Here is a 26,398-nt window from a genome sequence, read left to right on the forward strand (position 1 = left end):
AGGGTGACATGACTGCGCAGGTGATCCAATCCAGAGGACATAATGGGTGGGCGGTGCGGTGCGATCTGTGTGAGCACCGATTCGAGGCCGCGGTCGCCGGGAAATCCGCGGCGGAGGTGTTCGCCCGGATCAACGGGTGGGTCGTCGGCGAGACCAGCCGGTGCCCGATGTGCGCGACCGCTCGCATCGCCCGTTTCGCCTGAGCGACGGACGCTCCTGTGGGGGTGTGCAACTCGGTTCGCCGGTAGCTAGCGGGTGACCGGGAATCGTCCACCGCCGCACCATCCAGCTCGTCGAGCAGCGTCTCCGGTCACCGCTGGGCACCGGACCCGAAGGTGGTGGGGAAGGGACTGGGCCCGAGTGCGAGCGTGAACGAGGTGCGGTGGAGTCCGACCTGCGTCCAGCTGGTGGTGACGGTCAGTGCCCCGGTGCTCGGGTAGGTGCCGATCCAGTACTGCGGCGTCGTTCGGTACGGCCCGGAGCCCTCTAACCCGGAATCGGGGACCGGGTGGAACGGATCGGCGAGGCCGCCGAGGTCGTCGACAAGGATGTTCACGGCCAGATAGGACCACTGCGCCGACCAATCGAGGGCGTCGGTCAGGGGCCGAGTTTCGTGACGCGCGAAGTCGGCGCGTACACCGGCGACCCAGAGCGCGAACCGCAGCAGCAGCCCGGATGCGAACGCGGTCACCGCGGATAATTCGAGGGTGAGGTCATTCTCGGCCACGATCGGCATGCCCGCGTGCACGGTGATCCCTCCGGTGGTGGGCGGCGCGAGGGCCGGCCAACGATGGCGGCGCATGCTTCGATCGTCGCATCACCCGGCCCGGTGGTGTCGGTGAATTTCCTGAGAATCCCTCTCCGCGGGAATGATTCGAACATGAGCCCTACACCCGGGTAGCTGAGATCAGCATGCCTACCCGCCGGTCACCGAGGAACGCGAGCGCTGGCGCGGATCCTCCAAGGCACGAGGAATGCACGACGCTCTGGTTTGCGGCGCTGACTCTCACACTGCCACAGCACGCTGACGGTCACAGGTCCCACAACCCCAGCAACGCGGCCCTAAGGTCAGGGGAGCGGACGTAGTGGTCGGTCCGCAGCCGTGACCCGGGGTGCCCGAGATCGGTCAGCGCCTTCTCGGCGTCTGGGAGGGGCAGGGGTGACAGCCCGGTGCGCAGGCGCAGGAAGTACAGAACCGCTCCACCGGACCGCGGGATCTTCATCGGGTCGGACACCACGACCGCCGGTGCGTAAATCCACGCGTCATCGGCGGAGACGAAGACGATCACGTCGCCCCGTCTCACACCGCTGGGCTTGTCGAGGCGAAGCGATTCGAGCTGGTACTTCGCTGCCGGGCCGCCGCGGCTGTGATGGCGGCCCCGCTGCTCATCGAGGACCTGTTGTTCGGTGCGGGTGGGTTCGTAGTCGACGGCGTGTTTGACGAACATCCGGGTCACCGGCGTCGGCAGGAAATCTGTTTCGGTGCGCACGCGGCCGGTGACCCCGGGCAGTGGGACCGCGCGGCCGATCTCCCACTCCCGGATCGCGTCGTCGAGGAACACCTGATCGACCTCGGTGATCTCGTCGAGGCCGTCGATGAACTTCCGCACGGAGGCGATGATCTCGGGGTCGTCGGTGATGACGACAGCGTCGTCGGCCAGGGTGGAGTTTTCCGATGCGTTCGCCGACCCGATCACCGCCCGGGCGTTGGTGACGATCACCTTGGCGTGCAGGGTGGGCGAGGACAGCACCCGCACCCCCTTGTTCAGGTAGTGGGCGAGGGCGGCGGGGGAGGTGGCGTGCGCCCGGATAGCGGCTTTTGAGGCGTTGACGACCAGGACGTCCCCGGCGCGCAGCGGGAGCAGGGCGGGTGCATCCTGTCCGAGGTAGCCGATCGCGGCGTACCGGGCGCCGCGGGTGCGGATGGCGCGGGTGATGTGCGGCCACGGGCTCGGCCCGTGGAAGGTGGTCCCCATACCGACAGACGGTAACCGGCCCGCCTTGCGTGTGGTGCCGGTCCCGGGCAACGCTAAAAGGAAGCTAAAGGGGGGCGCCGTCGGTTCGGCGCGCCCCGGCGAGGTCGACGGTGGCGCGGGTGAGGGGCTGACGGCGGTCGCCCGGGGTGCAGCGATCCGGTCGAATCTCGGTTGCGGACAACGTGTCGGCGTCGGCGTCGGCGCCGACCGTCGGCTCGGCGCTCTTACTCTTGTGAGCACCACGAGACTAGCGGGAGAAGGATGATGAGTTACGAAGCGATCTACGACGGGGTCCGTTACCCGCTCGCCGATGCGGCCGCCGCCCACGGCCTCGAGGACGACATCCGGGGCATCTTCGACGGCAACGGCAACGGCGGATTCGTCGGGTTCGTCAGCCAGAACACGACGGTTCGCCTGCTGATCACGCCGGCGACTCCGATCGCGATTCGAGGCAGCGACGAGCCGAACCCGACCGTCGTCCACCGCTGGTAACCCCACCCGCAGCAGCTACCTCCGCCGGGCCGCGACGGTGTGTCCGCCCTCGTGGAGGAGTCGGTGTCCGCGAGACTTCCGGCAACGATCCACCGCCAAGGCAGAAGGAGGGTACGGTGCCCAGCCTCATCTTTGGGTGGTGTCACCTACGGCATCAGCCGGACCCGATTCGAGGCCACCCGCGAGCTGCTCGCACGGTTCACCGAGGGACACACCCTGGGAGTGGCGATGTCGCTCACCCATGACGGCGCCCGGCACCACCTGTTCATCACCCCCGGGGTGCCGATCACGCTGGTGGAATGACGACTCCGCGGTTGTCGCATCATGACGGTTCCCTGCGGAGACACCGCCCGGGCAGTGTCTCCGGCGAGGCCGCCACCAGCGGCGTCAACCCCTCGGCGGGAGGTAACACCCCACCCCGTCACAGTTGGGCGCAACTCTGCGCGCAAACATGCCAGCGAAAATACCGGCAACAAGGCACGTAGTGGGTAGGGTGAGGTCCGCGCACGTACACGGGCGGCACACCGAACACGAGTGGGTGGGGATGGCGAAGGCAGGAAATTCCGAAGGCGGCGCCCGCCGCCGCCCGACCGGGGCGCGACGAGGCGCCGCGGGCTCGGGGAAACGCGCGTCCGGTGCGGGAGACGTCGGTGGTCCGGGAACGCCGAGTCCGGAATTGACGGCGAAGCTGGAACCGCGGAAGGGCCCGGCGAAGGTTCCGCTCAATACCCGGGTCCTGGCCTCGACGGAGGCCCGGTTGAACTGGCTGGTGAACGATCGCCAATCCACGGTGACCAACGTCGTGGACGTTGCCCTGCAGGAGTTCTTCGACCGCTACCGCGTCCCGCCGGCAGATCATGACGGCCGGATCACCGAGCAGGAGTCATGAGCGGTCCGTGGGAACAGATACCCCTGTTCGCACTGCCCGAGACAACCCCGACGACGACATCTCCCGCTTCCACCGATGACGTTCTCCCCGACGATGACGTTCTTCCTGACGATGACGTTCTTCCCGTCGACGACGCTGTCTCCGTCGACGACGCTGTCTCCGTCGACGACGCTGTCTCCGTCGACGACGCTGTCTCCGTCGATGCTGCTGTCTTCGTCGAAGCCGATCAGGCGGGCTCGGGGCCAGCCGTTGCCGGACACCGTGAATCGTCCGAGCAGCCGGATGTCGCCGACGCCGACGATGCCCCGACGTCGCCGTCTCCCGAGGTGGACAACGAGGCGGTGGACGGCGACGAGGCTGGCAGCGACACGACAACACCACCCGCACCGGTGTGGGAGTCGCTGCCGGCCGGAGAGGATGCCGATGGTCATGCGTTGATCGTGACCGCCGCGGGGACGTATACGCCGTCTGGGCGGGAGTTGACCGGTCCGGTGGATTCGGTGGAGAAGCTCGACAAACTGGTTCGCTGGGCCGCCCTGAAACCGCTGGGCGCGCCGCCGCAGGTGTGGATCGTCGGCCAGGGCGCGTGCGAGGCGTTGGGGTGGGTGATCGACCCGGGCAACGAAGAGGACTTCGACGACATGGAGGCACTGCGCACCCGCGCCGCGTCCGAGCTGACCGCGGTCCTGCAGGCCGCCCTCACCCCGATGCTCAGCGCCGGGTGGGAGTTGCGCGGCGATCCGGGACACGTGGTGCACCTGTCCCGCAGCATCGGCAAGTTCACCTCCATGGTCGATGTGGTCATCGAACCGTACGTGTGGACGTACTGGAACAAGGACTTCGGCTGGAACAACCGGGTCGGTGAGATGGGCATCCTCGGCTCACCCACCGCCGGAACGTATCTCCCCGACGACGACCTGCCGGCCGCGCGTGAACTCGGCCGACGGTTGGCGTGGTCCGCGAAACACCTCGGCGTACTGCCCGGGCCGACACCGGCCCGAACCGGCGCCGCGATCCTCGACAAGATCAAGCGCGAACGCACCCGATCGGGGAAGGGCATTGTGGTGGCGACCGCCGGCCCGGTACCACCGCTCGATGGTGCTCCCCGCAAGGAGCTCGAACCCGCGGTCGGCTGGGTCCGCGTGCCCGACGCGGAGGATCTCGACGGTGTACGCCGGTTGGTGTCCATCGACCAACGGGCCGCCTACCTGGCCTCGGCCGGGATGCTCGAATTCGGCTACGGGCAACCCACACATCTGACCGGTGCGGCGGCCGCTGCGGCGGCGGTGGGGGACAAGGGTGCCCCGTTCGGGCTGTGGCGGATCACCCTGCCCGCGGGGCAGACACTGTCGCTGCCCGAGAAGCTGCCGCCCCCGCACCCGCACATGCGGGCGGATCAGCCGGTGCAGACGTGGGTCACCTCGGTCAGCCTCGACGGGTTGTGTTCACCGGTCGCAGATGGGGGGATCGGCGCGGATCTCGACGACCTCGACATCACCGAGGCCTGGGTCTACCCGCAGCAGGGCCGCGTACTGGACAAGTGGGCGAAGATCCTCCGCGAGGCCCGCAAGACCGCGGTGGACACCGAGGACGCCGCAATGAAGAGCTTCATCGGCTCCTGCTACAAGGGCTACATCGGGCGGATGGTCAACCCGGACATGTGGACTGCCAAGCAGATGCAACACCACCACCAACCGCTGTGGCGTGCGGCGATCATCGCCCACTGCCGGTGGCGCGGCCGGCGGGTGGCGATGCGGATCGCCCGCGAGCACGGCCACTGGCCGGTCCGCACCATCACCGACTCCTGGGTGTACCTGCTCTCAGGCGGTGAGGACATCGCCGACGAGAGCGACGCTTTGGGGAAGATGTCGGTGGAGAAGGACACACTGCTCACCGACACACTTGTGTCTGACCTGGCGTCGGCGGAGGACATGCACGATGTGAAACTCACGATCAAAGCGGCATTCGCCGAGGAAGACGAGGACTGATGGCTCTGCATCTTCCCAAGCCCCGCACCACGAAGCCGCCGCAGCAGGCGGTCGGTCTCGATGGCCTCAAGGTTTCCGTCGCCAGCGCCGCGACCAGCGGTGTGGAGAAGTCGAAGCAGGTCAAAAGCGGGGGACTCGCGGGTCTGACCAGCAAGGTCTCGGTGAAACAGTTGCGTAAGGAACTCGGCAACGAGGGCCTGCGGCAGGCCGCAATCGATGCCGGCCGCACACCGCCGTCCGCCCGAACGTTGCGCCGGTGGGCCCAACTTGGCCGCATCCCCCACCCGGACGTCCTCGAGCGTGCCCAACGCCGTGCCGCGATCGAACGCCTCGGCGGCATCGACGCTGTGGCCACCAAGATCGGCCGATCCCGCTCCGCGGTCTCCCGATACAGGTCCGGTGAAACGAACGAGCTGCGCGCCGACGCCAGCAAGAAACTCCGCAACGTCAAAGCCGAGGACATCATGAAACGCGCCGGAGTGTTGCGTCCCGACGGAACACCCAAAAAGGCGGTCATCCGCGTCAAGGGCGGCGTCATGGTCCGCAACGGCGCCGACGAGGGCTACGACTACCGCATCCGCACCCTGGACTTCGCGAACTCCGACACCCCGTTCACCAGTGAAGAGTCCCGCGAACTCGCCGCCGCACTGGCCAATGACGATCACGCCCGCGTCGTCGCACTCCTGGAGCGGCATGCCACCCTCGACTACCCCGAAAACAAAGGCTTCGACACGTACAGCGACCAGTTCGGATTCCACTTCGACCACATCGACTCCGTCCACATCGACTGGATCTAAGAGTCCTCCGTGCCTCGGCTGGCGCGCCGGAGCAATCCACGGGGCCGCTAGATATTTCGGGACGCTGTGTCCCTCACCTCGATGTGGGCGTGGTCGGCCGGGACAGGAGTCCGCCCACCAAGTGGGTCAACTACCACTGTCCGCCGGATGGTGGGGCGAGCGACCAATTGTGCCCGTAGACAAGGGCGGTGAAATGTTTATCCCACAGGCTGTGCTGGCATTCTCGGCCCCCGTGGGCGTGGGCCGGGGGAGACCCCGAGGGCAGCAAGTGGTCGCCTCTCATCGTCGGGCAATGCGTTGGCTCGCCACTTCTTTACCGCCCGGTAGAGCCACTGGCCTACCTGTTCACCGTCGGCGGTACATAGTTCGCGGGAACGAGTGCGTCGCCGTGCTCTTCGCGGTAGGCGGCAATTTCGGTCAGCATCCGTCGCCGCTTGCCGTCGGCCGGTGACACGGCAGGAAGTGGAAGATCGTCATCACTCCACACGAACCCGGTCGCATCGAGTTGCGCAATGCGTTGGGGCGGAAGGGTGCCGAGCATACGGGCAACCCGCTGGCGGTCCTGCCAAAGTCCCAGTCGAAAACCTCGTGCCCGGCGGTGCCGCAGCTGGCTCGCCCAGTCCTGCCCGAACGCGATCGCTACCTCGGCGACGACAGCACCCTCACACCGGCGTCCACATAGTGCGTGAGCGCGAACGGGGAGGTGGCGTGGGCGCGAACCGCGGCCCGCGAGGAGATCACCGAGGTCGATCAGGTGTTACCGGATCGTCTCGTAGGACACCACGACACCGCGTTCGAGCATCACCTCCTCCACATCGCGGAAGCTGAGGCTGAAGCGGAAGTACAACCACACACAGCGCCGGATGATGTCGACCGGGAAGCGGTGACGCTTGTACGACGGCGCTGCGGTGTTCACCAAGCCGATCCTGCTAGCCGGACCCCACTACCGTTAACGTGACAATGCCCTCGAAGATGGGGACAACCCCGATCAGCAGGTCCCTGACGCGGCCTCGAGGACCTCGCCGATCGGAGTTCCCGCCGCGATCTTGGCCCGCATCTTCATGACGCCGCCCGCCATTCCACCGCCGACGACACCGGCCAGGATGCCGTCCCGTTCGTAGTAGGCGAGGAACTTGCGGCCGTCGTCCTTGATCACGTGAACCTCGTCGGTGGCCGCCACTGTGCCCAGTGCCTGGATCTTGACGTCATACTGGTCGCTCCAGAAGTACGGCACCTGCGCGGCGGGATTCTCGTCGCCGGTCCCGGTCAACGCCCCGGCGAGGATCTTGGCCTGCTCACCGGCATTGCTCCAGTGCTCGACGCGCTTGCGCCCGCCCACCTGCAACTGCCACGCGGCCACGTCGCCGACCGCCCACACGTGCGGGACCGCCGAGCGTCCCACGCCGTCGCACACCACACCGTTGTCCAGTTCGACACCCGAGCCGTCGAGCCACGCGGTGACCGGCACCGAGCCGACACCGATCGCCACCACGTCGACGTCCACCCCGCTTCCGTCACCGAGAACGGCCCCGGTGACCCGGTCCGTGCCCACCAGCGACGTGAGCCCGACACCGGCACGCAGGTCGACCCCCTCGCCGGTGTGCAGGCGGGCGACGAGTCCGCCGACCTTCTCGCCGAGCACCGACGCCAGCGGCGTCGGCTGCGGCTCCACCAGCACCACGTCGAGACCACCGGCCCGCATGCTCGCCGCCAGCTCGCAGCCGATGAAGCCCGCGCCGACGATCAGTGCCCGCTTGCCCTCGGCGAGGTCCGCGCGCAACGCCAGGCTCTCATCGATGGACCGGAGAACGTGGACGCCCGCGAGGTCGGGCAGACCCGGTATCCGCCGCGGCACGAGGCCGGTGGCGATCACCAGTTCGTCGTAGCCGAGTTCGGTGCCGTCGGCGAGTCTCAGGATGCGGGAACCGGTGTCCACCGAGGCCGCCTCGACCCCCAGACGCAATTCGATGTTCTTCTCGTCGAAGAACTCGCGCGGCTTGAGGGTGGTGTCGCTCTTCTCCCCGCGCATCACTTCCTTCGACAGCGGTGGACGGTCGTAGGGAAGGTGCGGTTCCCCGCCGAGAAGAACCAGGTCACCCTCGTATCCGGCCCGCCGCAGCTCCTCCGCGGTGCGCAGACCGGCCAGGCCCGCCCCGACGATCACAATTTTCTGCACTGTCCCGTACCAGCCCAATCTGCCCGTGCGACGGGCATGATCACCATCGCGTGTGTGCACAAGTCATATCAAACGGGGTGCTGCGAGGTCCATGCGGTCGCGGTGAATACGTCTCAGCGGTAATGAAATTCCGGGGTTGCGCCCATTACGATAGATATTCCTATTGCTGCCAAGCCGTCGGCGGCCAGAAATTGGAGGTGGACTGCTGCTCGCCGATCGTGTCGTCTACGTTGTCAATTTCCGCATGAAATCCGAGGTCACCTTCAAGGGCAACCTTAATGTTGAAGTCTTCCCACAGCGCGGACCATCAGTGAGGACACCGCGATTCCGTTGCCCGAGAGGGTGTCAGGCCGCCATCGCATGCGTCGGCGGCCTTGACTTTCCGTGTTTCACCGCGACGTGACATATCATCAGCGGACAGTTCCAATGCCACCCAAGTGTAGTCCAATTGTCGACGAACAGATCCCCTACGGTTCCGGCAAGACGCAATCGCCACATCGGGCTGGTGTCACTCGCATGACGCGACGTTGATGCATCGTCTCAAATCTCGTCTCGCGCGCCACCCTGCAAACGGTGGGCTGGTGAAGCCCGCGGTCTAAGGCGATTCGACGCCCCTGGCCGCAACCCGTTGATCCAGATCGATGCAGGTCGTGGCGTGGTTGACCCCGGTAGCCGCGCGAGCGCCGGGCAGTTCAGGCCGCCACAAAAGCGTGCCGACTGAGGGTATGACGCGCACGCTGCCTGCCGGGCCGGACCCCCGATGGGCAATCTGCAGCTGAGGTACTCGTCCTTGACGTCGAGTCGGAGACCGCCTATCTTTCTATTCACTATTAAATAACGAGGTGCTTTTCAGCTGATCAGCGTCGGGTATTCGCTTTGTACTCGCGGTAGCGTCGGACGGGTCTTTCCATGAGGCGGACAGTAGTGTTCGGGCGGTCAACTGCGGGCCATCCCGGCTCGTCGCTGCCCGACCATAGTTGAACTAGCTGCCATAACCGCTCCATAACCGGGCAGACACAAGGAGAGTCAATGCGCCTATTCCAGAAAATAGACGAGGTCGAGGCCGCCGTCGGCGATCACCTCGGCCACAGCGACTGGCTTGAGATCACGCAGGACCGCGTGAATGCGTTCGCCGACGCCACCGATGATCACCAGTGGATCCATGTCGACCCCGAGCGGGCGGCGCAGGGTCCGTTCGGTGGCCCGATCGCGCACGGCTACCTCACGCTTTCGCTGTTACCGAGGCTCAGTGCCGACCTGATGCGCGTCGATGGCGTGAAACTTGTCATCAACTACGGGCTGAACAAGTTGCGCTTCCCACAGCCAGTGAGGGTGGGGGCATCGATCCGGGTAGGCGGCGAGATCGCGTCGTTCGAGCACACCAGGCAGGGCTCGCGGGTGGTCGTGAAGTACACCATCGAGATCAAGGGTGAGGACAAGCCTGCGTGTGTTGCAGAGTCTGTTCGCGTCCTAGTGCCTTGAGGGGCAGAGCATCCGCAAGGGAGCACTGGTTAGCCAGACACCCCGATCGGCCGCTTTGGCGGCGGATGACGTGACGTGCCAGCCGAGTCCCTGGCAGCCGCGGTGATCAGAAGCGAACCGCCGAGTTGATGTGTGCCACGGGTCAGCAGCCTCGGCGTCGATCTTCCGATTCCATCGCAACCCGAGCGGTTGTGTATGAGCGCGCCGAGAGGTTACCTCTGCCGTCGTCACCGGGGGCATGCATATCCGTGTTTGCCGGAAAGGGCATCGCGTCCCCTTCGTCCCGAGGCAGAGCCTTCAGGCAGGCCCCTATCGGGTATCGCCGCGGAAGGAGAATCGTGCGGCCGCGAGCGAACCCGAAACCGCGCCTTGTTGTCCCTGGGGTAGGGAAGGCCACAAGAGGTGGAAGCCTAGCGTTGAGATTCTGGTCGACGGTCTCGGACAACGAACACGAGACAGATCCGAGATGAACTGAATCGGAACCCGCGGCCCGGTGACCGAGACCAAGCTGGCGGACAAGCCTGCCGCCTGTGTGGCCAGATCTAGACGACCAAACGCGATCACGATCCATCATCGCGAGCACGGGATGTGGACGAGTCGGTCGCACTCGACGCCTCTGCACCGCAGAGCGGCTGCAGCAGGCAGTCGACGCTTCTGCTCCCGAAGGATTCGGGCCGAGCGAACGACACCCCCCGCAACTCCGCTAGTGCCCTACCCGGGAACCTGTGCCTGTTCGGGTCGGCACGCCGTCCGGTGGCGGTGTAACGGGCACGGCACCGGTCATTTTGGTCGGGTGACAGAGTACGAGTGCACTCGCTCGACGATAACGAGGGGCAATCGACTGGTGCAGGCAATCTGTCGTGGCCTCCGGTCGGTATGACCTGGCAGCGCAGCCAGATACCCTACTGCCCATGCAGGGCATGCCGGTTCCGAAGATCGCCAAGTCCACCTCCACCGAGCACGATCTGCCGTATCGACCTGGAGCCTGACCAAGCTCGCCGAGTTCTTGGTCGCCGAGGTGGTCTGTCTCGACGAGTTCGAGCTGCTGAATCTGCAATCTGCAGCTGCATCCGGGCCGGCAGCGGGCCGAACGCGGCGGCAAGCACGCTGCACTCGGGCGGGAGTCGCGAGGACGTCGCGCGCTACCTACACCCGACTACACGGGGTGCGGCACCTGTTCGCCGCGTAACGGCTTGGGCGAGGACAAGTGTAGTTGTGCACGATCGACAGCCGAACGTCCGTCGGATACAGGCTGCGCAGGTACCGGAAGAACGAGAGACTTCGAGCGGTTCTCGGCGGCTTGAGGTGCCCGTCGAGGGCGAAGGCCCGCAGTGCCGGGAACTGCGCCTCGATCGGCATCGGTCACAAGGAGCAGAGCAGCATGATTCGCCGCTACATCATCTGGCGTAACGAGGATGCGGCAGACGAGAAGCCATGCGAGATCGCGAACAAGGAAGCACTGTCTGAGGCGGCCCTACCCGCTCCCTTCTGTCCACTTCCCGCAGCTTTCCGAGGGCTACATGGCGGGCCGTAGTGAGAACGATCCTTTTGCCGTGTTCGCGCGGTTCGATGGTCCCGGGTGCGCGGCCACCTTCCCCCATCTGATGTGAGCGTTGACACATAGTCGAATCTATTCTAAATTATGTTCGTTCGTCCGTGGCTCATATGCGATTTCGATTCGAGCATGGGGCGGCGACTATTTCACGAGGTAGATCACTCTGATCGTGGCGTATCGCCGACCTCTGACACATATGTAGGCGCCCGAGCGTGCCCGCAAAGTGGACCGGGTCCAAGGCCCGGGTGTTTTACACGGTGACCTAAGGGCGCCGGTGCGACCGTAATCAGAAGCCGAGGAAGGTAGTCCGATGAGAGACGCCGTCACTGCTGGTTCAGTAAGAAGCCCTGTAAGGACATGCGACAGTGCTGTGGCCGCGTCCATCCGGTCGACGTGTCCGCGTTGGTGCTCGGGGATGCCTGAAAAGACGCGGAGGTAATGGTGGGAGTCGAGGTATCCGTCGAGGGACTGACCAAGTCGTTCGGCTCGCAGAGGATCTGGCAGGACGTCACGTTGACCCTTCCCGCCGGTGAGGTCAGTGCGTTGCTCGGGCCGTCGGGTACGGGTAAGTCGGTGTTTCTGAAGTCGCTGATCGGTCTGCTCCGCCCGGAGCAGGGCTCGATCGTGATCGACGGCACCAACATTCTCGAGTGCTCGTCCAAGGAGCTCTACGAGATCCGCAAGCTGTTCGGTGTGCTGTTCCAGGACGGCGCCCTGTTCGGCTCGATGAACCTGTTCGACAACGTGGCGTTCCCGCTGCGCGAGCACACCAAGAAGTCCGAGTCCGAGATCCGCAAGATCGTCATGGAGAAGATGGAGCTCGTCGGCCTGCTCGGGGCCGAGGACAAGCTGCCCGGTGAGATCTCCGGTGGTATGCGCAAGCGTGCGGGCCTGGCCCGCGCCCTGGTGCTGGACCCGCAGATCATCCTCGTCGACGAGCCGGACTCCGGCCTGGACCCGGTGCGCACCACCTACATCTCCCAGACGTTGATCGACATCAACGCCGAGATCGACGCGACGATCCTGATCGTCTCGCACAACATCAATCTCGCGCGCACGGTGCCGGACAACATCGGCATGCTGTTCCGCCGACATCTGGTGATGTTCGGTCCGCGGGAGGTGCTGCTCACCAGTGAGGAGCCGGTGGTCAAGCAGTTCCTCAACGGCACCATGATCGGTCCGATCGGGATGTCGGAGGAGAAGGACGAGGCCACCATGGCGCAGGAGCAGGCGATGGTCGATGCCGGGCACCATGCCGGTGGTGTCGACGACGTCGAGGGCATCGTCCCGCAGATGAAGGCGACGCCGGGGATGCCGTTCCGGCAGGCCGTCGCCCGCCGTCAGGAACGCGTCCGGCACATCATGCACACGCTCCCTGAGACCGCGCAAATCGCGATTCAGCAAAGCTTCGACGAAACACTGTTTCCTGCCGATGATTTCAATACTGAGGTCATTCCCCTTCCATATGGGCGAGCTGAGGAGTCGCGACGGGTACTGAAGCCGTGACCCGACCTGTCCAATCCTCTCCGGCGCGTGACTGCACGTAGGAGCGTGGGGACGTTGGTCGGTCACAGATCGCAAATCCTCTCTCCCCTAACGAATTGCAGCGTTGCCGGAGACTAAGAGTACGAAATGCGATCTATTGCTCGGTTTCGCTTGCCAGTAGTCGGCAAACCTGGGTAGCATGATACGCAGAACGTTGCGTGTATCACAGTATCAATCGAAAGTGACGCTCGGCACTCAGGCCTGATCCAGCGAACGAAATCTTTGAGCCTGCCGGAGCCGGCAACAGCCTGCGCCGGCTCTTCCAGAAGTGCCGATGATGGGTCGAACCATAGGCGGGAAACAAGAGCCGAATTCGCCGATTCGAGGGCGACGGAATTGTCGTGCGCTTACACGCGAGGAGAGGATCGATGGGGACGCTGGCAACCACCGAGGTTCCGCTGGAGCATGATCAGCGAGGTTCGGCAAACGGGACATTCAAGGGCGGTCACACAGGCGCGAACGCTCGGCCTGCCCGGACGCAGCGGGCGGCCGGGTACCTTAACAAAAGTGCGCCAGTCCGGAGCCTGGAGACGTTGGGCAGGCTGGTACATCTGGTTACCGAAGTACTGCGGTACACCGTTGTTGACACGATCAAGCTGCGTCTGCCCGTGCATGAGATCGCGGATCAGATGTGGCTGCTGTTCAAGGTGACGGCGCTGCCCGCGTTGCTGATGGCTATCCCGATCGGCGCCGAGGTGTCGGTCCAGGTCGGTGGCATCATGAATCAGGTCGGTGCCAGTTCACTCGCGGGCGCGGCAAGCGGACTCGGTGTCGTAGGCCAGGGTGCACCGATGGCGGCGGGTCTGCTCATGAGTGGCGCGGCTGCCTCGGCAATCTCATCCGACTTGGGTGCACGGTCAATCCGCGAGGAAATCGACGCGATGCGGGTGATGGGCGTGGACCCGGTAGAACGTCTGGTGATGCCGCGATTTTTGGCGATGCTCCTAATCTCTCCCATCCTTTGCATCATCATCATCTCGACCGGTGTCGCTGCCGGCCTCATCATCTCTGTGAATGTCGCCGACGTCGTACCGGGCAGCTTCTGGCAGTCGTTCGGCGCATTTACCTCTCCCACCGATCTAGCGTTCTCGGTGTTGAAAGCGTTTCTGTTCGCCGCAATCGTCGTCTCCATAGCCAGTCTGCGAGGACTCGAGGCGAATGGCGGGCCCAAGGGGGTGGCGAACGCCGTCAACGCGTCGGTGGTGCTTAGTGTCTTCAGTATCTTTATCACAAATCTGTTGGTCAGCCAGCTGCAGCTGATGTTCTATCCGACCCGATTGGCCTGATGAAATGAATGCTTGCTCAAAATACAGCCCGGTTGCACCGGTCATGTTGCGGCCCTTCAGGGTGGTGGGGCGCGGCATATCAGGCATGGCCGGTGAGATCGGCCAGCTGGCGGTGTTCGTGTGGAAAGTCGTCATCTCCCTTCCCCGAACCGTCAAACACTACCGTCAGGCCACCTGGAAGACCATGAACGACATGGCTTGGGGCAGTGGTTCATTGGTTGTCGACGGCGGCGTAATCAGCCTAATGTTCTTTCTCGGTGTCGCGGTCGGCGCTGTGGTCGCCATCGAGGCGTTCCTAGCGCTCGACCTGCTCGGTTTCGGTCCCCTCACAGGCATCATCGGATCGTTCGGCAATATTCGCGTTATCGCGCCGATTATCACCGGAATCGGGTTTGCCGCACAGGCCGGCTGCCGCATGACAGCAGAAATTGGCGCCATGAGAATTTCGGAGGAGATCGACGCCACGGAAGCTATGGGCCTGCAATCAATTCCATTCGTCGTAGGCACCCGGCTCATTGGAGGTCTGTTGGTGGTCTTGCCCGGATACCTGATGGCGCTGGTGGTGAGCTTCTTCGTTGGCGGTGTAATCGTGAAGACTTTCGAAGGACAACCACACGGAACGTACGACCACTACTTCGCGCAATTCCTAAATTGGCCGGATCTGGGAGCATCGGTTTTCAAGACAATCACGTTCTGCGTCGTCGTTACAATCATCCATTGCTACTACGGATACTTTGCCAGCGGCGGGCCGGCCGGGGTCGGATTGGCATCAGGCAGGGCGATTCGGGCCAGCCTCGTATTGATCGTGGTACTGAACTTCTGCATGACGGTGGCGCTCTGGGGTCTGAGCCCGGTGTTGACCTTCAAAGGATAAGATAATGAGCAAACCGAGGAATCAGGATTTCATCCGAGGGTCCGACGAGCACCAAACCCGAATGGTCAACACTGCTGCCGGTCTCACCATCGTGCTGGTGGCGATCGTGCTTGTAACGGCTATCTGGATTCGTCCGCTTCTGACAAAACCCGACGGATTGCGCCTCACGGTCGAAACTCTTCAGGTCGGGCCTGGCGTGGCCGAAGGTACCAGGGTGATTTTGCGAGGTGCCGAAGTTGGTGAGGTGACGTCCGTCGAGAAGACGGATCAAGACATGGTACGCATCCAGTTGTCTCTGAAGCCTGATGAGGTCGAGGGGTTGACAGACTCGATGGATTTGGACTTCCGTCCGCTCAACTATTTTGGGGTCGCGGCCGTCGATCTGGTGGCCAAGGAGGGGGGTAACAACCTGGTCTCCGGGGCGGAACTCCAGCGCACAACGGTCGGTGACTACACGATGTCGACACTGCTCGAACAGGGGTCACACACTATCGATGGAACCCTTACAACGAGCATGATCACTACCTTGAACAAGGTCATCCGGTACAGCGACGGCATGACGCCGCTGATCCAGACCGGCATTGTCCTGGCTGACGAAGTGGCGAAAACGCAACAGGAGATACCGAGCGCGTTGCTGTCTCGGGTAAACGACGTCCTGGACGTGATGCCGGCCTTCAGCGACCAGACCATCCAGGCGTTCTACATCCTCTTCGACACCAAGTTCAACAAGAGACCCGATGGCTCGTTTGGTGTCAATGATCCCATGATGGACCGGGGTGCCGAAGGACTTGACCTGGCCGCGAAAAAGCTGTTTGGTTCGGCCGGCATTCTGCTGGCTTCACACGCGACAGAGTTGACACCGCTAACGGAGATCGCACGGGCGTTCGCCACCGCACTGCCGAACCTTCTCGACAATGGCACGGCGCTGGGCAAACTCGCGAGCCTGATCGATCGGTACAACAACGTTTTTACGACGAACGGCGACAAAAAGGTCCTCAACCTTCGCGTCGCGCTCGACGACCTTCCGTCCTTGGCAGCGCCACTCAGTGCGATGGCGGGGGCGACGGCGGCGCAGCAGGGAGAGATACCTCGATGAAGCCGCATATGAAACTTGGGCTTACGGCACTCAAATTGGGTGTGGTGGCGGTAGTCGCTGCACTGTTGTTCGTCATTGTGGTCAACGCGATGAAGAGCCCTGTCGAGGGTGATACACGGTCTTACACAGCGCAATTCACCGACGTATCTGGACTTCACGAGAATGGTGACGTTAGAACCAGAGGCGTGCAGATCGGCAAGGTGACTTCGGTTGAGCTCACAAGTCAGGACGGTCACACCCTCGCCCAGGTAGCATTCACACTGAAAGAACCGTACGAACTCACGAACACAACGGAGCTCGCGGTCAAGTATCAGAATCTCACCGGTGCCAGGTACGTCGAGCTGACGGTGCCTGAGAATCCAGGAACGCCGGTCGGTCATCTAACCACAGCCAATACCAAGCCGTCCTTCGACATCACGCAGCTGTTCAACGGCTTGCAACCCGTTTTGACCACGATGAGCACCGCCGAGATCAACGACTTCACTGAGAATGCGATTGCGCTATTGCAGGGTGACGGCGGGGGGCTCGCTCCGATGCTCGAAAGCGCGGACAAACTCGCCGCTATGGCACGCGACCGTCAACAAGTCCTCTCGACGCTGACCGCGAACATGGCGCGGATCGCCGACACAATGGGCAGCCGTTCGCCGCAGGTGATGGATTTCCTGGATTCGCTCAACTATTCGATTGAAGATGCGATGACAGTCCTCGACAAGTTCCAGAAGACAGCCGTGTTTGGGCCTCAGTTCATGCGGCCGCTATTCCGATTGATCGAGCAACTCGGTCTGACACATGAGATGGATGTTGACCAGATGCTGACAAACGCGTTCGAATCTCTACCGGCTGCGGCCGATGCGCTGCGCTTGCTCCCCGCGTCGATTGCGGGCCTGCAGTTACCGCAGGTGTCGGCGACCTCGGCCAACGTATCTTGCACCAACGGAGTCGCCACATTGCCGACGACAGTCCAGGTGCTTCTCAATGGCAGCGAGGTAGTTGTATGCAACGCACGATGACCGTTGTGGTCAGGGGATTGAGGCGGATCACCCAGGGGTACCGCAGTGAGCTGACGCTCGGCATCGCGGTCGTGGTCGTGATGGCCATCGCGTTGACGATCACAGTGATGGTGTACGTACAACCGCCAGGCCGCAAACAAATTTCGTTCGAAACGACAGACGCTGCAGCAATTGAAGTCGGTGACGACGTCCGTGTTGCCGGCATCAGCGTCGGCAAGGTCACTGCCCTGTCCATCGGGGATTCGTTCGTCCGGGTGACCGCCGAGATCAAAAGAGAGGTCTTTATCGGCTCCGACTCCCGAATTGACGTGCGAATGTTGACTCCGGTCGGCGGGTATGCAGTCTCGGTGCTTCCGTTGGGCAACAACGACCTTGGTTCGGCCGTTATACCAGTCGACCGCGTGAACGTCCCGTACTCTATCGCTGATGTGCTTCAGGCGGCGCCGATCGTCACCGACAGCGTGAATGGCGGCACGATCGACGCAAACATCGATCAGACAGCAGATGCCCTGCAACGAAATCCGGGTTCGCTCGCCACGATCATCTCGGGAATGGACAGCATCGGCACGGTGATGGACCACCAGCGTGAGCAGATTCGTGACATTGTGAATATGGCGGCACAATATCTACAGCAATTTAATCAACGGCGTGACTTCGTATTCGATTTGATCCGCCGAATCGAGGTGGTGCTGTCCACCTATCACAATACGAACGCCGGCTTCAACGAGGCCTATACGCTCCTCGGTGAGGTCTTGTACCGTGTCATTCCGCTCGAAAAATTCTATCTTGCCCACGAACCTGAAATGCGCCCGAAGATCGAGCAACTGCGCGATTCGATCGGTGCCTTCCAGCAGGACATGGGTCCCGCCATCGATCAACTCCAACAGCTCCGCGATCGCCTGGCTGCGTGGCTGACGCCGGCGGGAATCGCCCAGATCAGCGGAGGAACCATATTGGCCTCGACGGTCTGTGTTCCTGTTCCAGGAGGGACGTGCTGACATGTCACACATCAATCGGAAGCTCGCCGCAGCCGTGACCGGTGCTGTAGCGATTGCGCTTGTAGTAGCTGGAAGCCTGTACGTGGTACGCGGTGACTCGCACGGCAGCACGTCGGCATTCTGCGCAGAAATGCCAGACTCCCTCGGGTTGTACCCAGGCAATCCGGTGACCCAGATGGGCTATCGCGTGGGAAGAGTTGACAACGTCGAACCTGCAGGTGATCGCGTGATCGTGAGCTTCTCGCTAGACCCAGGGCGCGAATATCGTGCTGACGTGCAGGTTGTGACACGGTCGAAATCCTTGCTGGCTGACCGGAGCCTCGAACTAGTCGGCAACTACGATTCCGGCCCGCATCTCGAACCAGGGGAGTGTATCCCAATGAATCGCAGTTTCACGCCGAAGAGCATCTCCGAAATTGTCGGGTCGGCAGCAGACTTCGTAGATGCAATGACTCCGGCAGAGGGTGAAAAGAGCCTGGCTCACGCGATCGGAAGTCTCGATACGGAGTTACAGGGGCAGGGTGAGAACGCACGCGCGATGTTGGAGCACGCATCGGCTGCCGCAGAGAGTCCAGACCAACTGGTCTCCGATATCGGTTCGAGCGTTCTCAACATGGCGCCCTTGACAGAGGAAGCACTGCACAACTGGTCGACTGTCAGCTCGCTCCTGAATGAACTGCCGGATGTGGTTGCCGAGGGAATTGACCTGTGGCCAGGCGTCACGAAGCTGGTCGATGGCACCGGATACCTAATCGCGGTGTTGTACAGCATTCAAGATCATTACGGTGATCTGCTGTGGCCGACGATGCATGGGCCTGTCAGCGACGCGATTCACCTTGCCGCGACCCGGTCCAAAGATCTTGCAAGTCTGCTTGATTCCCTCCCTTCGGTGACGACCGTGCTACAGCAACAGTTCGGCCGTCCGGGTGGACCGACGATGAACTATCAGCCGATGACTGTCGACAATGGATCCGGTGAACCGGTTGTCCTGACTGGAAATCTCGACAGACTCTTAGTTGAGGGCGTTCGATGAGCCAAGCCAAACGATGGAAGCACGGTCTCGGCGCCATTTCGATGTGTTTCGTGGTCGCGTTGACCGCATCGTGTTCACTGGGGCCGAAGGACCTGCCATCGGTGCAAGGCAGTGTCCGAGACGGCTACGCCATCACGATTCAATTCGCGAGTGCGCTCAACCTTCCGGACGGCGCGCATGTAACGCTCAACGGGCTGAGAGTCGGACAGGTCACGGCCGTGGATGTGCAGGGGGCGGTGGTTGCGGTGACCGTTAACGTGGCAGGTGATGCCCGCATCCCCACCGACATACACGGGGTTATCCGCCAAGACACGCTTCTCGGCGATACGTATATCGCACTCGAAACAAATCAGAATTCGGCGCAGGTGGAGTATTTGAAGCCGGGCATGCTGATTACTGCCGCACAGACCACATCGCCTCCGCAATTGGAGGATACGATGGCGGTGCTCGCCTACTTCGTTAACGGCGGCAGCATCCAGAAGGTTCAAGACACAATGAAACGCCTCAACAACGTGATGCCGCAGGTCCAGGATGTGAGGGCGATCGCATCGACAGTCGCAGTCGATTTGCGCGACCTTTCGGACCACCTCAGCGAGATTGATCGGATGCTGGACGGCATGAATTCGACAGCCGTCGCGGTGGATGGCCAGTCTGATGCGCTCTCCATCATGTTCGAAGGCGACGAGAATCACACAGGCACGTACTACTGGCGGAGCTTGAATCAGAAATTCATCGGTCATCTGAGCGTCGTACTGCCCAACGTTGGCAGTGTCTTCGAGGGCGGAATGTGGCTGGTTCCGATGCTGAATTCTGTTGCCGATGCGGGGCAGTCTATTCGCTACATGTGGGACGAGGGGCCGACTTCGGGCGAGAAATTGGACAATTTTATTCGCACAACACTTGTTCCATTCGTAAAGGATCCTCAGGTTGATATTAAGTCGATCCAGGCAGCGAACGGAGATCAAGTTCTGGTTGATGTCGAGAACGTTCTGCGTATGCTCGGAGCAGTGAAATGATCTTCACAAAGACGCGCATCTCCGTCGTTGGGATGCTTGCGATGGCCGTGGCGTCGTTTGCCTACCTGGGGAATCTCGGGCTGAACGTCTCGCCTTTGCAGAAGGTTAACGAGGCCAGCATGACGGTGACCGACACGAATGGTTTGGTCGTCGGTTCCAGAGTGCTGCTACGCGGAGTGCAAATCGGTCATGTGACCGCATTGAATGCGTCTGCAGACGGTGTTGAACTCAAGTGGAACTATGACCGGAGCTACGAGATTCCGATCGAAAGCACCTTTCGCGTTGACAACATGTCGGCGCTCGGCGAGGGGTACATGGCTATCCAGAGCAGTTCTTCGGGAGGCCCCTTCCTCGAGAATCGTTCGGTCGTGGATTCTTCGCGGGTAAGTCAGCCAACTTCGCTCCAGGATTTCTCAAAGCGGCTCACCTTGATGTTGGAGCAGGTCGACCCCGACCGGGTACGGGAGGTCTTCGCCAGTGTTGATGTCGCGTTGCCCGAAGATGCCAGCGTGCTCAACAATTTGAATAGAGTCGGTGAACTTCTGGCGAACGAGATCATCACTCGGAGGGGTGATCTCAACAAGCTGTTGCAGGTAATACAACCGCTACTCCAACAAAGTGCGCCGGTGCCATACGCGCTCGATGGAGCAACGCCCAACATCGTAGAGTTCGGCCAAGGGTTCGCGAACGTCATCAACCGCTATTTCGACGTTGTCGGCCTGGCATCGCTTCCGGATGGCATTACCTACGGAGTGGAGCCCTTTCTCGCTGAATCGCAGGCGTTTCTCGACAAGAACGCGATGGATCTGCACGTGATCGGTGGCGATCTGCTTCCGAGCATGACTGCTGCAGCAGCGTCGCTTCGGACAATCCCGGTGTCAGATCTGCTTACGAATGCGCTCGCTGCGGCCGATGCGGGCGATGCGCTCACGCTGCATCTCCAAGGGTTGGGAGGAGGCTGAGTTTCATCCACCAAGTTACTACTCGGAGCGCCATCAAGAAAACCGATATTCAAAGGCATTGGGAACATGATCAGTAGAACTGAAGCTAGAACAACTAAACAGCAGGCTAATGAAGAGTCGGCGGTCGTCCAGAGCGGCGAAGGTGATGTCCGCCAGTACAAGACCGGGGCCGTTGCAGGCCGCCTGCGAAATGGTGACCGAGTCATCCGGGTCCGCTCGTTCATCGGCGCCCTCGTACTCCTTGCAATGATCGGATCGATCGGAATCCTCGGGTGGCAACTCCATGGGAAAACGGACGACCTGAACAGCATGCGTGACAATGCGGACGCCCGTTCGCATGCGGAGCAGGTGGCTCTCGACTACTCGACCGGCGCCGCGCAGATGGATTTTCGCGATCTCGCGTCCTGGCGTTCGCGCTTAACCAGTGGCACAAGCGATGAATTGGCGGATCGGCTGACACACGCAGCATCGTCGATGGAGCAGATCATCACGCCGCTGCAATGGGTGGCTACAGCGAAACCGGTGGCAGCAAAAGTAGTTTCCGAGAATAACGGTTCGTATACCGTGACTGCCTTCGTAAAGGTATTGACAACGAACAGTCAGGCGCCCGACGGAATCGATTCGACTGCCTCTTATCAGTTGACGGTCGACGGCCGCGACAATTGGAAGATTTCGGACATTGGGGGAGATGATGCGTCGCTCGGCGGTGCTGGCAATCCGCCGCCCTCTTCGTCGTCGACTGCCCCGCCATCTGTGGAGTCGCCGCCGGCGCCGGCGGTGCCTCCGCGGTAATCCGGTTCCAGTACTGCATGGCAGATCGGCTGCATATTCATTACACGGTGTCCAGCTCGACGGTCAACCGGCAAGCAGGCGCCCGTTTTTTGGCCGTGTCCACGCCTGCGGTGTGGTGCGTCGAGAATGGGATACAACGTCTCCGGTGCTGATGGATTCGATGCTCTATGAGGTGGAGCCAGAAATCGTCCAGCGTAGCCGACCGCGGAGATCATGAGAAGGTCGCTCATTTCGAGCGAACACGATCTGGACATTTTCTGCCTGGGCCCTGACCCAACTTGCCGATTCTTCCGGCCGGCGATGGGGTTGGCAGGTCCCCGATAGTGGAACCACGTCGGATCCTGCCCCGCGAGATCCACTGCGCCGATTCTCGCGTTCGACACCGGCAATTCCTCTCATCGCGAGAAGTCCAGCGCGGGATCTGCCGCTACATCATTTGGGAACAAGAAGGTCGCCACGAGCAGCAGTTTCGCGTCAACGAAGGCGCGCGATGCTGATTCGGGTATGGGCATGTCACCGAAGCCGCTGGAAATAGTGAACCGGACGGACGCCATCGTCACGCGCCGAGCCGCGCGGCTGACCGCAAAACGGCACGTGCTCTGCACAGACCTGGCCTGGGGCAGACAAAAACGATACTCTGATACACGGTACGTCAGGTGTATCGTTGCGCGGGTTGCGGGCCACATAACGCAGATCCGCAGTCAACAACGGAGCAGAACTTTTAGGAGACAGCCATGAACCAAGTTGCACTGAGCGGCAAAGTCGCCGTCGTCACCGGCGGAGGCCGAGGAATTGGAAGGGCGACGTGCGAGGCCCTCGCACGCGAGGGTGTACGAGTCGTCGTCGCAGACCTCGACGGGGCGGCTGCCGAGGCCGTCGCTACCGCCATCGGCAAGAACGCCATTAGTCGGTCACTCGATGTTTCCAACCGCGAGCAGTTCCGCTCGGTTCTCGATGCCGCCGAACAGCACTTCGGTCCGCTCGACATCCTCGTCAACAACGCCGGCATCATGCCGGTGGGCTACTTTATTGACGAAACCGACGAGATGACAGACCGCTTGGTCGACGTCAACTACCGCGGCACCCTCATCGGGATGAAGGAAGCCCTACGACGCATGAAGCCGCGAGGCGCCGGCCATATTGTCAACCTGGCATCGACCGGTGGGTGGTTGCCCGCCCCCGGCGTCGCCACATACGTCGGCACAAAGCACGCGATCGTTGGTCTCACCGATAGCGTGCGTCTCGAACTGACGGGCAGTGGTATTAATCTGTCGTCGGTGGGCCCCGGCATCGTCAAGACGGAACTGGCGGCGGGACTACAGGAGATGCGCGGGATGCGCGGCGTTACACCAGAAGAAGTCGCCGATGCAATCATCGAAGGCCTGAAGCGAAAGCGGCACGCTATCTTCTCGCCTGGTGTAGTCGGAATAGCCGCCCACGTCTACGGTGCGTTGCCGTACACACTCCGTTCGTTGCTGTTTCGGGTTACGAAGATCGACCGTCTAGGTCCCCAGATCGATCAAGGGACCCGGAAAGATTACGAGGCGCGCGTCGTGGCCAGCATCTCCCGCGCGACAGACGCCGAATCATAACAACCGGGTGTCTGAGGGTTTTCGCGCCGCAGGATTCGGCTTGTCCATCGAAACGATTGCTCGAGCCAATGGTCCGTCTGTGAAGTAGCAAGCGATTTCATGCTGCGTTCATGGTTGCCGTGACGTGGACGGTCAGTGGCGAATATCGGGCAGAGCTCGGGCGGACTGCTGGATCCACGCGCCGCCGCACCGACAGGTAGTCCAGGCGCGGGCATTGCTGCGGGCGGGCGACGGGGTAGCCGGTGCCGAGATCTCCCGGTAATGTAGCGAATTCGGAAGCCCTGCGGCGCTGGTGGTATCGCTCTTGATGTCGAGGTCCATTCCTGGGGGCGTGGTAGTCGCGAAGTGGCGCCGCAAACTGCGTCTTGCCGTCCGGCCCCGGAGGTGCCGCAGTTGGCATCAGAAGCATCCGACGTGGCTCGATGGCCGGTGATGCGGCCCGGAGGGCATGCAGCGGCTGCTGAACTTCTACTCCTGGGACTGTGAAGGGGCTCCGCGACGACGTGCGTGAGGTCGTGGTCGAGACGATCGGCGACGCTGACATGGGCGTATTGATCGTCGACGAGACAGAGTCTTGAAGAGGGCACCCGTCGGCCGGGGTGGCCCGGCAGTACTCCGGCACGGCCGGAGGATCGAGAACAGCCAGATCGGGGTGTTCCTCGCCTACGCGAGCGCGGCCCGGGCACGCGCTCATCGACCGGGAGCTGCACCTGCCCCGAATCGTGGACCGCCGATCGGGTCCGGTGCCGCGCCGCCGGCATCGGGGATGGGGTCGAGTTCGCGACCAAAACCCGTGCTGGCGCAGCACATGATCGAACCCGCTCTCGATGCGAAGGTGCCGTTCTCCTGACTCACCGCCGACGAAGCGTACGGGCAGGTGAAGTCCCTGCGGGTGTGGCTCGAGGAACGCGATGTGTCCTATGTGCTGGCCACCCGGCGCAACGACGACGTGTTCACCCCGGACCGGCGGGCGATATGATCGCCGCGGTCCCGCCGAGGCAGTGGCGCCGGATCTCGGCCGGCGACGGCGCACCCCGCCCGCGGGATACTCCTCGGTTCGGGTGCCGATCCGGAGCGCCTGTGCGCCCGGGCGGGGCACTGGCTGCTCGCCCGCCGGTCCCTCTCCGATCCGACCGAGATCGCCTACATCGGCGTCGGATCCCGGCGCACCACGCTCACCGAACTCGCAGTCGTCGCCGGATCGCGGTGGCGGGTCGAGGAGTGCTTCCAGCAGGCCAAGAAACGAGGCCGGCCTGGTCCAGTAACAGGGGCGTACCTACCGTGCATGGTATCCACACCACCTTGTCCATGCTCGCACACATCGCTTCCACCGCCCGGAGGGAAATCAGCCGATCATCACCTAACACCGATCACACATGCCACCCTGGATGCGAAAGGCTCAGTGAAACAACCCGACACACCAGGTCGGACGATCACCCACGTCCCCACAACCCGTTCCACACAACGGAATTCACGACGACAACATCAACGAATCGGTGCATTCGGGCTTGGTAGTCGATTAGGGAGCGCTGCTGGCATCGTTCGTCGCTGGGTGTGGCACAAACCCGATTCTTACTTCCCTTCTACGGTCGTGACTGCGACACCCTGGTTTTGTTGACGATCCCGGTCGCATGCACCTAATATTTTATCTGAATTAGATACTTCCGGGAATGTTGGTCCCCGTTCAGCTGGCCCGTAGCTGCGCCGTGAAGTCGTGATGACGCGCGGTCTGTTTCCTGTGCCGGACGATCCTCGAGTTTGGAGTGAGAAGAGAAGATGGTGGAATCGATGAGCTGGACGGTTGTCGGCGGGGCGTCCGGTGGTCTGGGTCGGGCCATCGCTCGTAACCTGGCGGAGGATGGCCATGACGTCGTCGTGGCGTATCGAGGCAATCGTGCGGGCGCCGACGAGACGGCGGAGCTCGTCCGTTCGAGTGGTCGAGGGGTCATGATCGAGCCGGTTGATTACGTAAGCGGGGTCCGGGCGCATGTTGGCTGAGACGCCGCTGGTGGTCCTTCGGCTCTACGAGTTCGCCCAAGTCCTGGGCACGGTGTTCGGTGGATACTTGGTGTTCCGGTTTGGTCGAACCCGATTTCTCGCCGGCCTCTACGTTGGATGTATATCGATTTTCTTCTGGGACTGGATCTTCACTGATCACTGGTTCCTCAATCTCACCTACGATGCTCGGTCGATCAACCTTTTCACGCTCGCCGGCCGGCCCGAGCCGCTGTGGTCGCCGTGCTCGTACGCGACGTTCTTCGGGATCACCACCCTGCTGATCCTGCGTTACCGTGACTGGCTCGACCGAAAACTGGGTCGCTGGCAGTACGTCGTGCTGCCGGTCTTCTTCGCGGTGCTCGATGTGAGTGTCGAGGGTCTGACGATTTACGCGTTGGACATCTACCGCTATGGCTACCGGGAGGAGTGGACGGTTCTCGGCGTCCCTTACACCAACCTGGTGTGGGTCAACATCATTCTGATGCTGATGGCGTGGACCGGCCGAGGGATCGTGCGGATGCAGCACGAGCGCGGGACGATGGCGGTGAACGGTCCTCCGGCGGTCGTCGATGCGGACCAGCGGGTCATCACTCCGGTTGGTGCCGGGGCGCGCCCGTCCGTCGCCGTGACCGAGGACAGCCCTCGCCTGCCCGGCCGGTCCTCAGCCGAGCCCTGGACGTTGTTCGCAATAGGCTTCGCAATCTGCCCGACCGCCTTCTATATCAGCATCGGCGTGATGGCCTTCGTGCTTGACCTAGTCCAACCATGGAGCTGACCCCGCGCGGAGGAGTCCCCCACCGGGCCGTCCGCTGGGGACTTGCGGCCGATCAACCGGATTGGT

At 62.5% G+C, this 26,398-nt stretch carries 23 protein-coding genes and 4 pseudogenes; 21 read left to right on the forward strand and 6 right to left on the reverse strand.

Annotated elements, in window-relative coordinates; translation table 11 throughout:
• Positions 1-8 precede the first annotated feature (8 nt).
• The gene (locus JWS14_RS46315) at positions 9-203 is read left to right on the forward strand and encodes a hypothetical protein (protein ID WP_206016995.1); all 195 of its coding nucleotides are present in this window, start codon (positions 9-11) and stop codon (positions 201-203) included.
• Positions 204-310: 107 nt separating this feature from the next.
• Here the strand turns inward: JWS14_RS46315 and JWS14_RS46320 are convergent, their stop codons facing one another.
• Together JWS14_RS46320 and JWS14_RS46325 are read right to left on the reverse strand one after the other, a co-directional pair.
• Entirely contained in the window at positions 311-802 is a 492-nt protein-coding gene (locus JWS14_RS46320) for a hypothetical protein (protein ID WP_206016879.1), read from the reverse strand.
• A 229-nt stretch (positions 803-1,031) separates the two neighbouring features.
• Complete coding sequence (locus JWS14_RS46325; protein WP_206016880.1) at positions 1,032-1,976, reverse strand: phospholipase D family protein; 945 nt, start codon at positions 1,974-1,976, stop codon at positions 1,032-1,034.
• 261 nt (positions 1,977-2,237) lie between these two features.
• Between JWS14_RS46325 and JWS14_RS46330 the strand changes: the two genes are divergently transcribed.
• The 5 genes from JWS14_RS46330 to JWS14_RS46350 all read left to right on the forward strand — a co-directional run bounded on the left by JWS14_RS46330 (position 2,238) and on the right by JWS14_RS46350 (position 6,142).
• Positions 2,238-2,468, forward strand: a complete 231-nt coding sequence (locus JWS14_RS46330) for a hypothetical protein (RefSeq protein ID WP_241031836.1) — start codon at positions 2,238-2,240, stop codon at positions 2,466-2,468.
• Between the two features lie 132 nt (positions 2,469-2,600).
• Positions 2,601-2,771: a hypothetical protein gene (locus JWS14_RS46335; protein ID WP_206016881.1), complete on the forward strand. Its 171-nt coding sequence runs from the start codon at positions 2,601-2,603 to the stop codon at positions 2,769-2,771.
• A 241-nt stretch (positions 2,772-3,012) separates the two neighbouring features.
• Positions 3,013-3,357, forward strand: coding sequence for a hypothetical protein (locus JWS14_RS46340; protein WP_206016882.1), 345 nt, complete (start codon positions 3,013-3,015; stop codon positions 3,355-3,357).
• Complete coding sequence (locus JWS14_RS46345; RefSeq protein ID WP_206016883.1) at positions 3,354-5,345, forward strand: hypothetical protein; 1,992 nt, start codon at positions 3,354-3,356, stop codon at positions 5,343-5,345. Before JWS14_RS46340 ends, JWS14_RS46345 begins: the two co-directional genes overlap by 4 nt.
• Positions 5,345-6,142, forward strand: a complete 798-nt coding sequence (locus JWS14_RS46350; protein WP_206016884.1) for a hypothetical protein — start codon at positions 5,345-5,347, stop codon at positions 6,140-6,142. Before JWS14_RS46345 ends, JWS14_RS46350 begins: the two co-directional genes overlap by 1 nt.
• A 197-nt stretch (positions 6,143-6,339) precedes the next feature.
• On the opposite strand, the pseudogene JWS14_RS46355 reads toward JWS14_RS46350, so the two are convergent.
• The 4 genes and pseudogenes from JWS14_RS46355 to JWS14_RS46365 all read right to left on the reverse strand — a co-directional run.
• Positions 6,340-6,728, reverse strand: a pseudogene (locus tag JWS14_RS46355) (helicase associated domain-containing protein); the annotation flags it as partial.
• Positions 6,729-6,787: 59 nt separating this feature from the next.
• A pseudogene (locus tag JWS14_RS50865) lies at positions 6,788-6,883 on the reverse strand (phosphatidylserine/phosphatidylglycerophosphate/cardiolipin synthase family protein); the annotation flags it as partial.
• A gap of 19 nt (positions 6,884-6,902) precedes the next feature.
• Positions 6,903-7,058, reverse strand: a pseudogene (locus JWS14_RS46360) (IS6 family transposase); the annotation flags it as partial.
• Positions 7,059-7,130: 72 nt separating this feature from the next.
• On the reverse strand, positions 7,131-8,318 hold the full coding sequence (locus JWS14_RS46365; RefSeq protein ID WP_206016885.1) for an NAD(P)/FAD-dependent oxidoreductase: 1,188 nt from the start codon (positions 8,316-8,318) through the stop codon (positions 7,131-7,133).
• 1,029 nt (positions 8,319-9,347) lie between these two features.
• Between JWS14_RS46365 and JWS14_RS46370 the strand changes: the two genes are divergently transcribed.
• The 15 genes and pseudogenes from JWS14_RS46370 (at position 9,348) to JWS14_RS46440 (ending at position 26,332) form a co-directional block, all read left to right on the forward strand.
• A complete protein-coding gene (locus JWS14_RS46370) occupies positions 9,348-9,800 on the forward strand; it encodes a MaoC family dehydratase (protein ID WP_105424010.1) in 453 nt (150 codons plus the stop codon).
• A gap of 1,993 nt (positions 9,801-11,793) precedes the next feature.
• Complete coding sequence (locus tag JWS14_RS46375) at positions 11,794-12,861, forward strand: ABC transporter ATP-binding protein (RefSeq protein WP_206016886.1); 1,068 nt, start codon at positions 11,794-11,796, stop codon at positions 12,859-12,861.
• A 407-nt stretch (positions 12,862-13,268) separates the two neighbouring features.
• Positions 13,269-14,186 carry an MlaE family ABC transporter permease gene (locus JWS14_RS46380; RefSeq protein ID WP_206016887.1) on the forward strand — a complete coding sequence of 306 codons (918 nt, stop codon included), beginning with the start codon at positions 13,269-13,271 and terminating at the stop codon, positions 14,184-14,186.
• Between the two features lie 43 nt (positions 14,187-14,229).
• Positions 14,230-15,060, forward strand: coding sequence for an MlaE family ABC transporter permease (locus JWS14_RS46385; protein WP_206016983.1), 831 nt, complete (start codon positions 14,230-14,232; stop codon positions 15,058-15,060).
• A 4-nt stretch (positions 15,061-15,064) separates the two neighbouring features.
• The gene (locus JWS14_RS46390) at positions 15,065-16,156 is read left to right on the forward strand and encodes an MlaD family protein (protein WP_206016888.1); all 1,092 of its coding nucleotides are present in this window, start codon (positions 15,065-15,067) and stop codon (positions 16,154-16,156) included.
• On the forward strand, positions 16,153-17,166 hold the full coding sequence (locus tag JWS14_RS46395) for an MlaD family protein (protein WP_206016889.1): 1,014 nt from the start codon (positions 16,153-16,155) through the stop codon (positions 17,164-17,166). The genes JWS14_RS46390 and JWS14_RS46395 overlap by 4 nt, the downstream gene beginning before the upstream one ends.
• Positions 17,163-18,164: an MlaD family protein gene (locus JWS14_RS46400; RefSeq protein ID WP_206016890.1), complete on the forward strand. Its 1,002-nt coding sequence runs from the start codon at positions 17,163-17,165 to the stop codon at positions 18,162-18,164. The genes JWS14_RS46395 and JWS14_RS46400 overlap by 4 nt, the downstream gene beginning before the upstream one ends.
• A 1-nt stretch (position 18,165) precedes the next feature.
• A complete protein-coding gene (locus JWS14_RS46405; RefSeq protein WP_206016891.1) occupies positions 18,166-19,197 on the forward strand; it encodes an MlaD family protein in 1,032 nt (343 codons plus the stop codon).
• Complete coding sequence (locus tag JWS14_RS46410) at positions 19,194-20,213, forward strand: MlaD family protein (RefSeq protein WP_206016892.1); 1,020 nt, start codon at positions 19,194-19,196, stop codon at positions 20,211-20,213. Before JWS14_RS46405 ends, JWS14_RS46410 begins: the two co-directional genes overlap by 4 nt.
• A complete protein-coding gene (locus JWS14_RS46415; protein WP_241031837.1) occupies positions 20,210-21,175 on the forward strand; it encodes an MlaD family protein in 966 nt (321 codons plus the stop codon). The genes JWS14_RS46410 and JWS14_RS46415 overlap by 4 nt, the downstream gene beginning before the upstream one ends.
• 66 nt (positions 21,176-21,241) lie before the next feature.
• Complete coding sequence (locus JWS14_RS46420) at positions 21,242-21,967, forward strand: hypothetical protein (RefSeq protein WP_206016893.1); 726 nt, start codon at positions 21,242-21,244, stop codon at positions 21,965-21,967.
• Between the two features lie 734 nt (positions 21,968-22,701).
• Positions 22,702-23,559 carry an SDR family NAD(P)-dependent oxidoreductase gene (locus tag JWS14_RS46425; protein WP_206016894.1) on the forward strand — a complete coding sequence of 286 codons (858 nt, stop codon included), beginning with the start codon at positions 22,702-22,704 and terminating at the stop codon, positions 23,557-23,559.
• Between the two features lie 439 nt (positions 23,560-23,998).
• Positions 23,999-24,821, forward strand: a pseudogene (locus JWS14_RS46430) (IS701 family transposase); the annotation flags it as partial.
• 526 nt (positions 24,822-25,347) lie between these two features.
• A complete protein-coding gene (locus tag JWS14_RS46435) occupies positions 25,348-25,557 on the forward strand; it encodes an SDR family NAD(P)-dependent oxidoreductase (protein WP_241031838.1) in 210 nt (69 codons plus the stop codon).
• A complete protein-coding gene (locus JWS14_RS46440) occupies positions 25,547-26,332 on the forward strand; it encodes a hypothetical protein (RefSeq protein ID WP_206016896.1) in 786 nt (261 codons plus the stop codon). Before JWS14_RS46435 ends, JWS14_RS46440 begins: the two co-directional genes overlap by 11 nt.
• The last annotated feature ends 66 nt before the right edge of the window (positions 26,333-26,398 follow it).

Origin of the sequence: Rhodococcus koreensis (assembly GCF_017068375.1) — a bacterium.
GTDB lineage: Bacteria > Actinomycetota > Actinomycetes > Mycobacteriales > Mycobacteriaceae > Rhodococcus_F > Rhodococcus_F koreensis.

Excerpts from the sequence above, each read along its gene's own strand:
- JWS14_RS46315 (WP_206016995.1), top strand. The coding sequence starts at position 9 with ATGACTGCGCAGGTGATCCAATCCAGAGGACATAATGGGTGGGCGGTG.
- JWS14_RS46320 (WP_206016879.1), bottom strand. The coding sequence starts at position 802 with ATGCGCCGCCATCGTTGGCCGGCCCTCGCGCCGCCCACCACCGGAGGG.
- JWS14_RS46325 (WP_206016880.1), bottom strand. The coding sequence starts at position 1,976 with ATGGGGACCACCTTCCACGGGCCGAGCCCGTGGCCGCACATCACCCGC.
- JWS14_RS46330 (WP_241031836.1), top strand. The coding sequence starts at position 2,238 with ATGATGAGTTACGAAGCGATCTACGACGGGGTCCGTTACCCGCTCGCC.
- JWS14_RS46340 (WP_206016882.1), top strand. The coding sequence starts at position 3,013 with ATGGCGAAGGCAGGAAATTCCGAAGGCGGCGCCCGCCGCCGCCCGACC.
- JWS14_RS46345 (WP_206016883.1), top strand. The coding sequence starts at position 3,354 with ATGAGCGGTCCGTGGGAACAGATACCCCTGTTCGCACTGCCCGAGACA.
- JWS14_RS46350 (WP_206016884.1), top strand. The coding sequence starts at position 5,345 with ATGGCTCTGCATCTTCCCAAGCCCCGCACCACGAAGCCGCCGCAGCAG.
- JWS14_RS46370 (WP_105424010.1), top strand. The coding sequence starts at position 9,348 with ATGCGCCTATTCCAGAAAATAGACGAGGTCGAGGCCGCCGTCGGCGAT.
- JWS14_RS46375 (WP_206016886.1), top strand. The coding sequence starts at position 11,794 with ATGGTGGGAGTCGAGGTATCCGTCGAGGGACTGACCAAGTCGTTCGGC.
- JWS14_RS46380 (WP_206016887.1), top strand. The coding sequence starts at position 13,269 with ATGGGGACGCTGGCAACCACCGAGGTTCCGCTGGAGCATGATCAGCGA.
- JWS14_RS46385 (WP_206016983.1), top strand. The coding sequence starts at position 14,230 with ATGTTGCGGCCCTTCAGGGTGGTGGGGCGCGGCATATCAGGCATGGCC.
- JWS14_RS46390 (WP_206016888.1), top strand. The coding sequence starts at position 15,065 with ATGAGCAAACCGAGGAATCAGGATTTCATCCGAGGGTCCGACGAGCAC.
- JWS14_RS46395 (WP_206016889.1), top strand. The coding sequence starts at position 16,153 with ATGAAGCCGCATATGAAACTTGGGCTTACGGCACTCAAATTGGGTGTG.
- JWS14_RS46400 (WP_206016890.1), top strand. The coding sequence starts at position 17,163 with ATGACCGTTGTGGTCAGGGGATTGAGGCGGATCACCCAGGGGTACCGC.
- JWS14_RS46405 (WP_206016891.1), top strand. The coding sequence starts at position 18,166 with ATGTCACACATCAATCGGAAGCTCGCCGCAGCCGTGACCGGTGCTGTA.
- JWS14_RS46410 (WP_206016892.1), top strand. The coding sequence starts at position 19,194 with ATGAGCCAAGCCAAACGATGGAAGCACGGTCTCGGCGCCATTTCGATG.
- JWS14_RS46415 (WP_241031837.1), top strand. The coding sequence starts at position 20,210 with ATGATCTTCACAAAGACGCGCATCTCCGTCGTTGGGATGCTTGCGATG.
- JWS14_RS46420 (WP_206016893.1), top strand. The coding sequence starts at position 21,242 with ATGATCAGTAGAACTGAAGCTAGAACAACTAAACAGCAGGCTAATGAA.
- JWS14_RS46425 (WP_206016894.1), top strand. The coding sequence starts at position 22,702 with ATGAACCAAGTTGCACTGAGCGGCAAAGTCGCCGTCGTCACCGGCGGA.
- JWS14_RS46435 (WP_241031838.1), top strand. The coding sequence starts at position 25,348 with ATGAGCTGGACGGTTGTCGGCGGGGCGTCCGGTGGTCTGGGTCGGGCC.
- JWS14_RS46440 (WP_206016896.1), top strand. The coding sequence starts at position 25,547 with ATGTTGGCTGAGACGCCGCTGGTGGTCCTTCGGCTCTACGAGTTCGCC.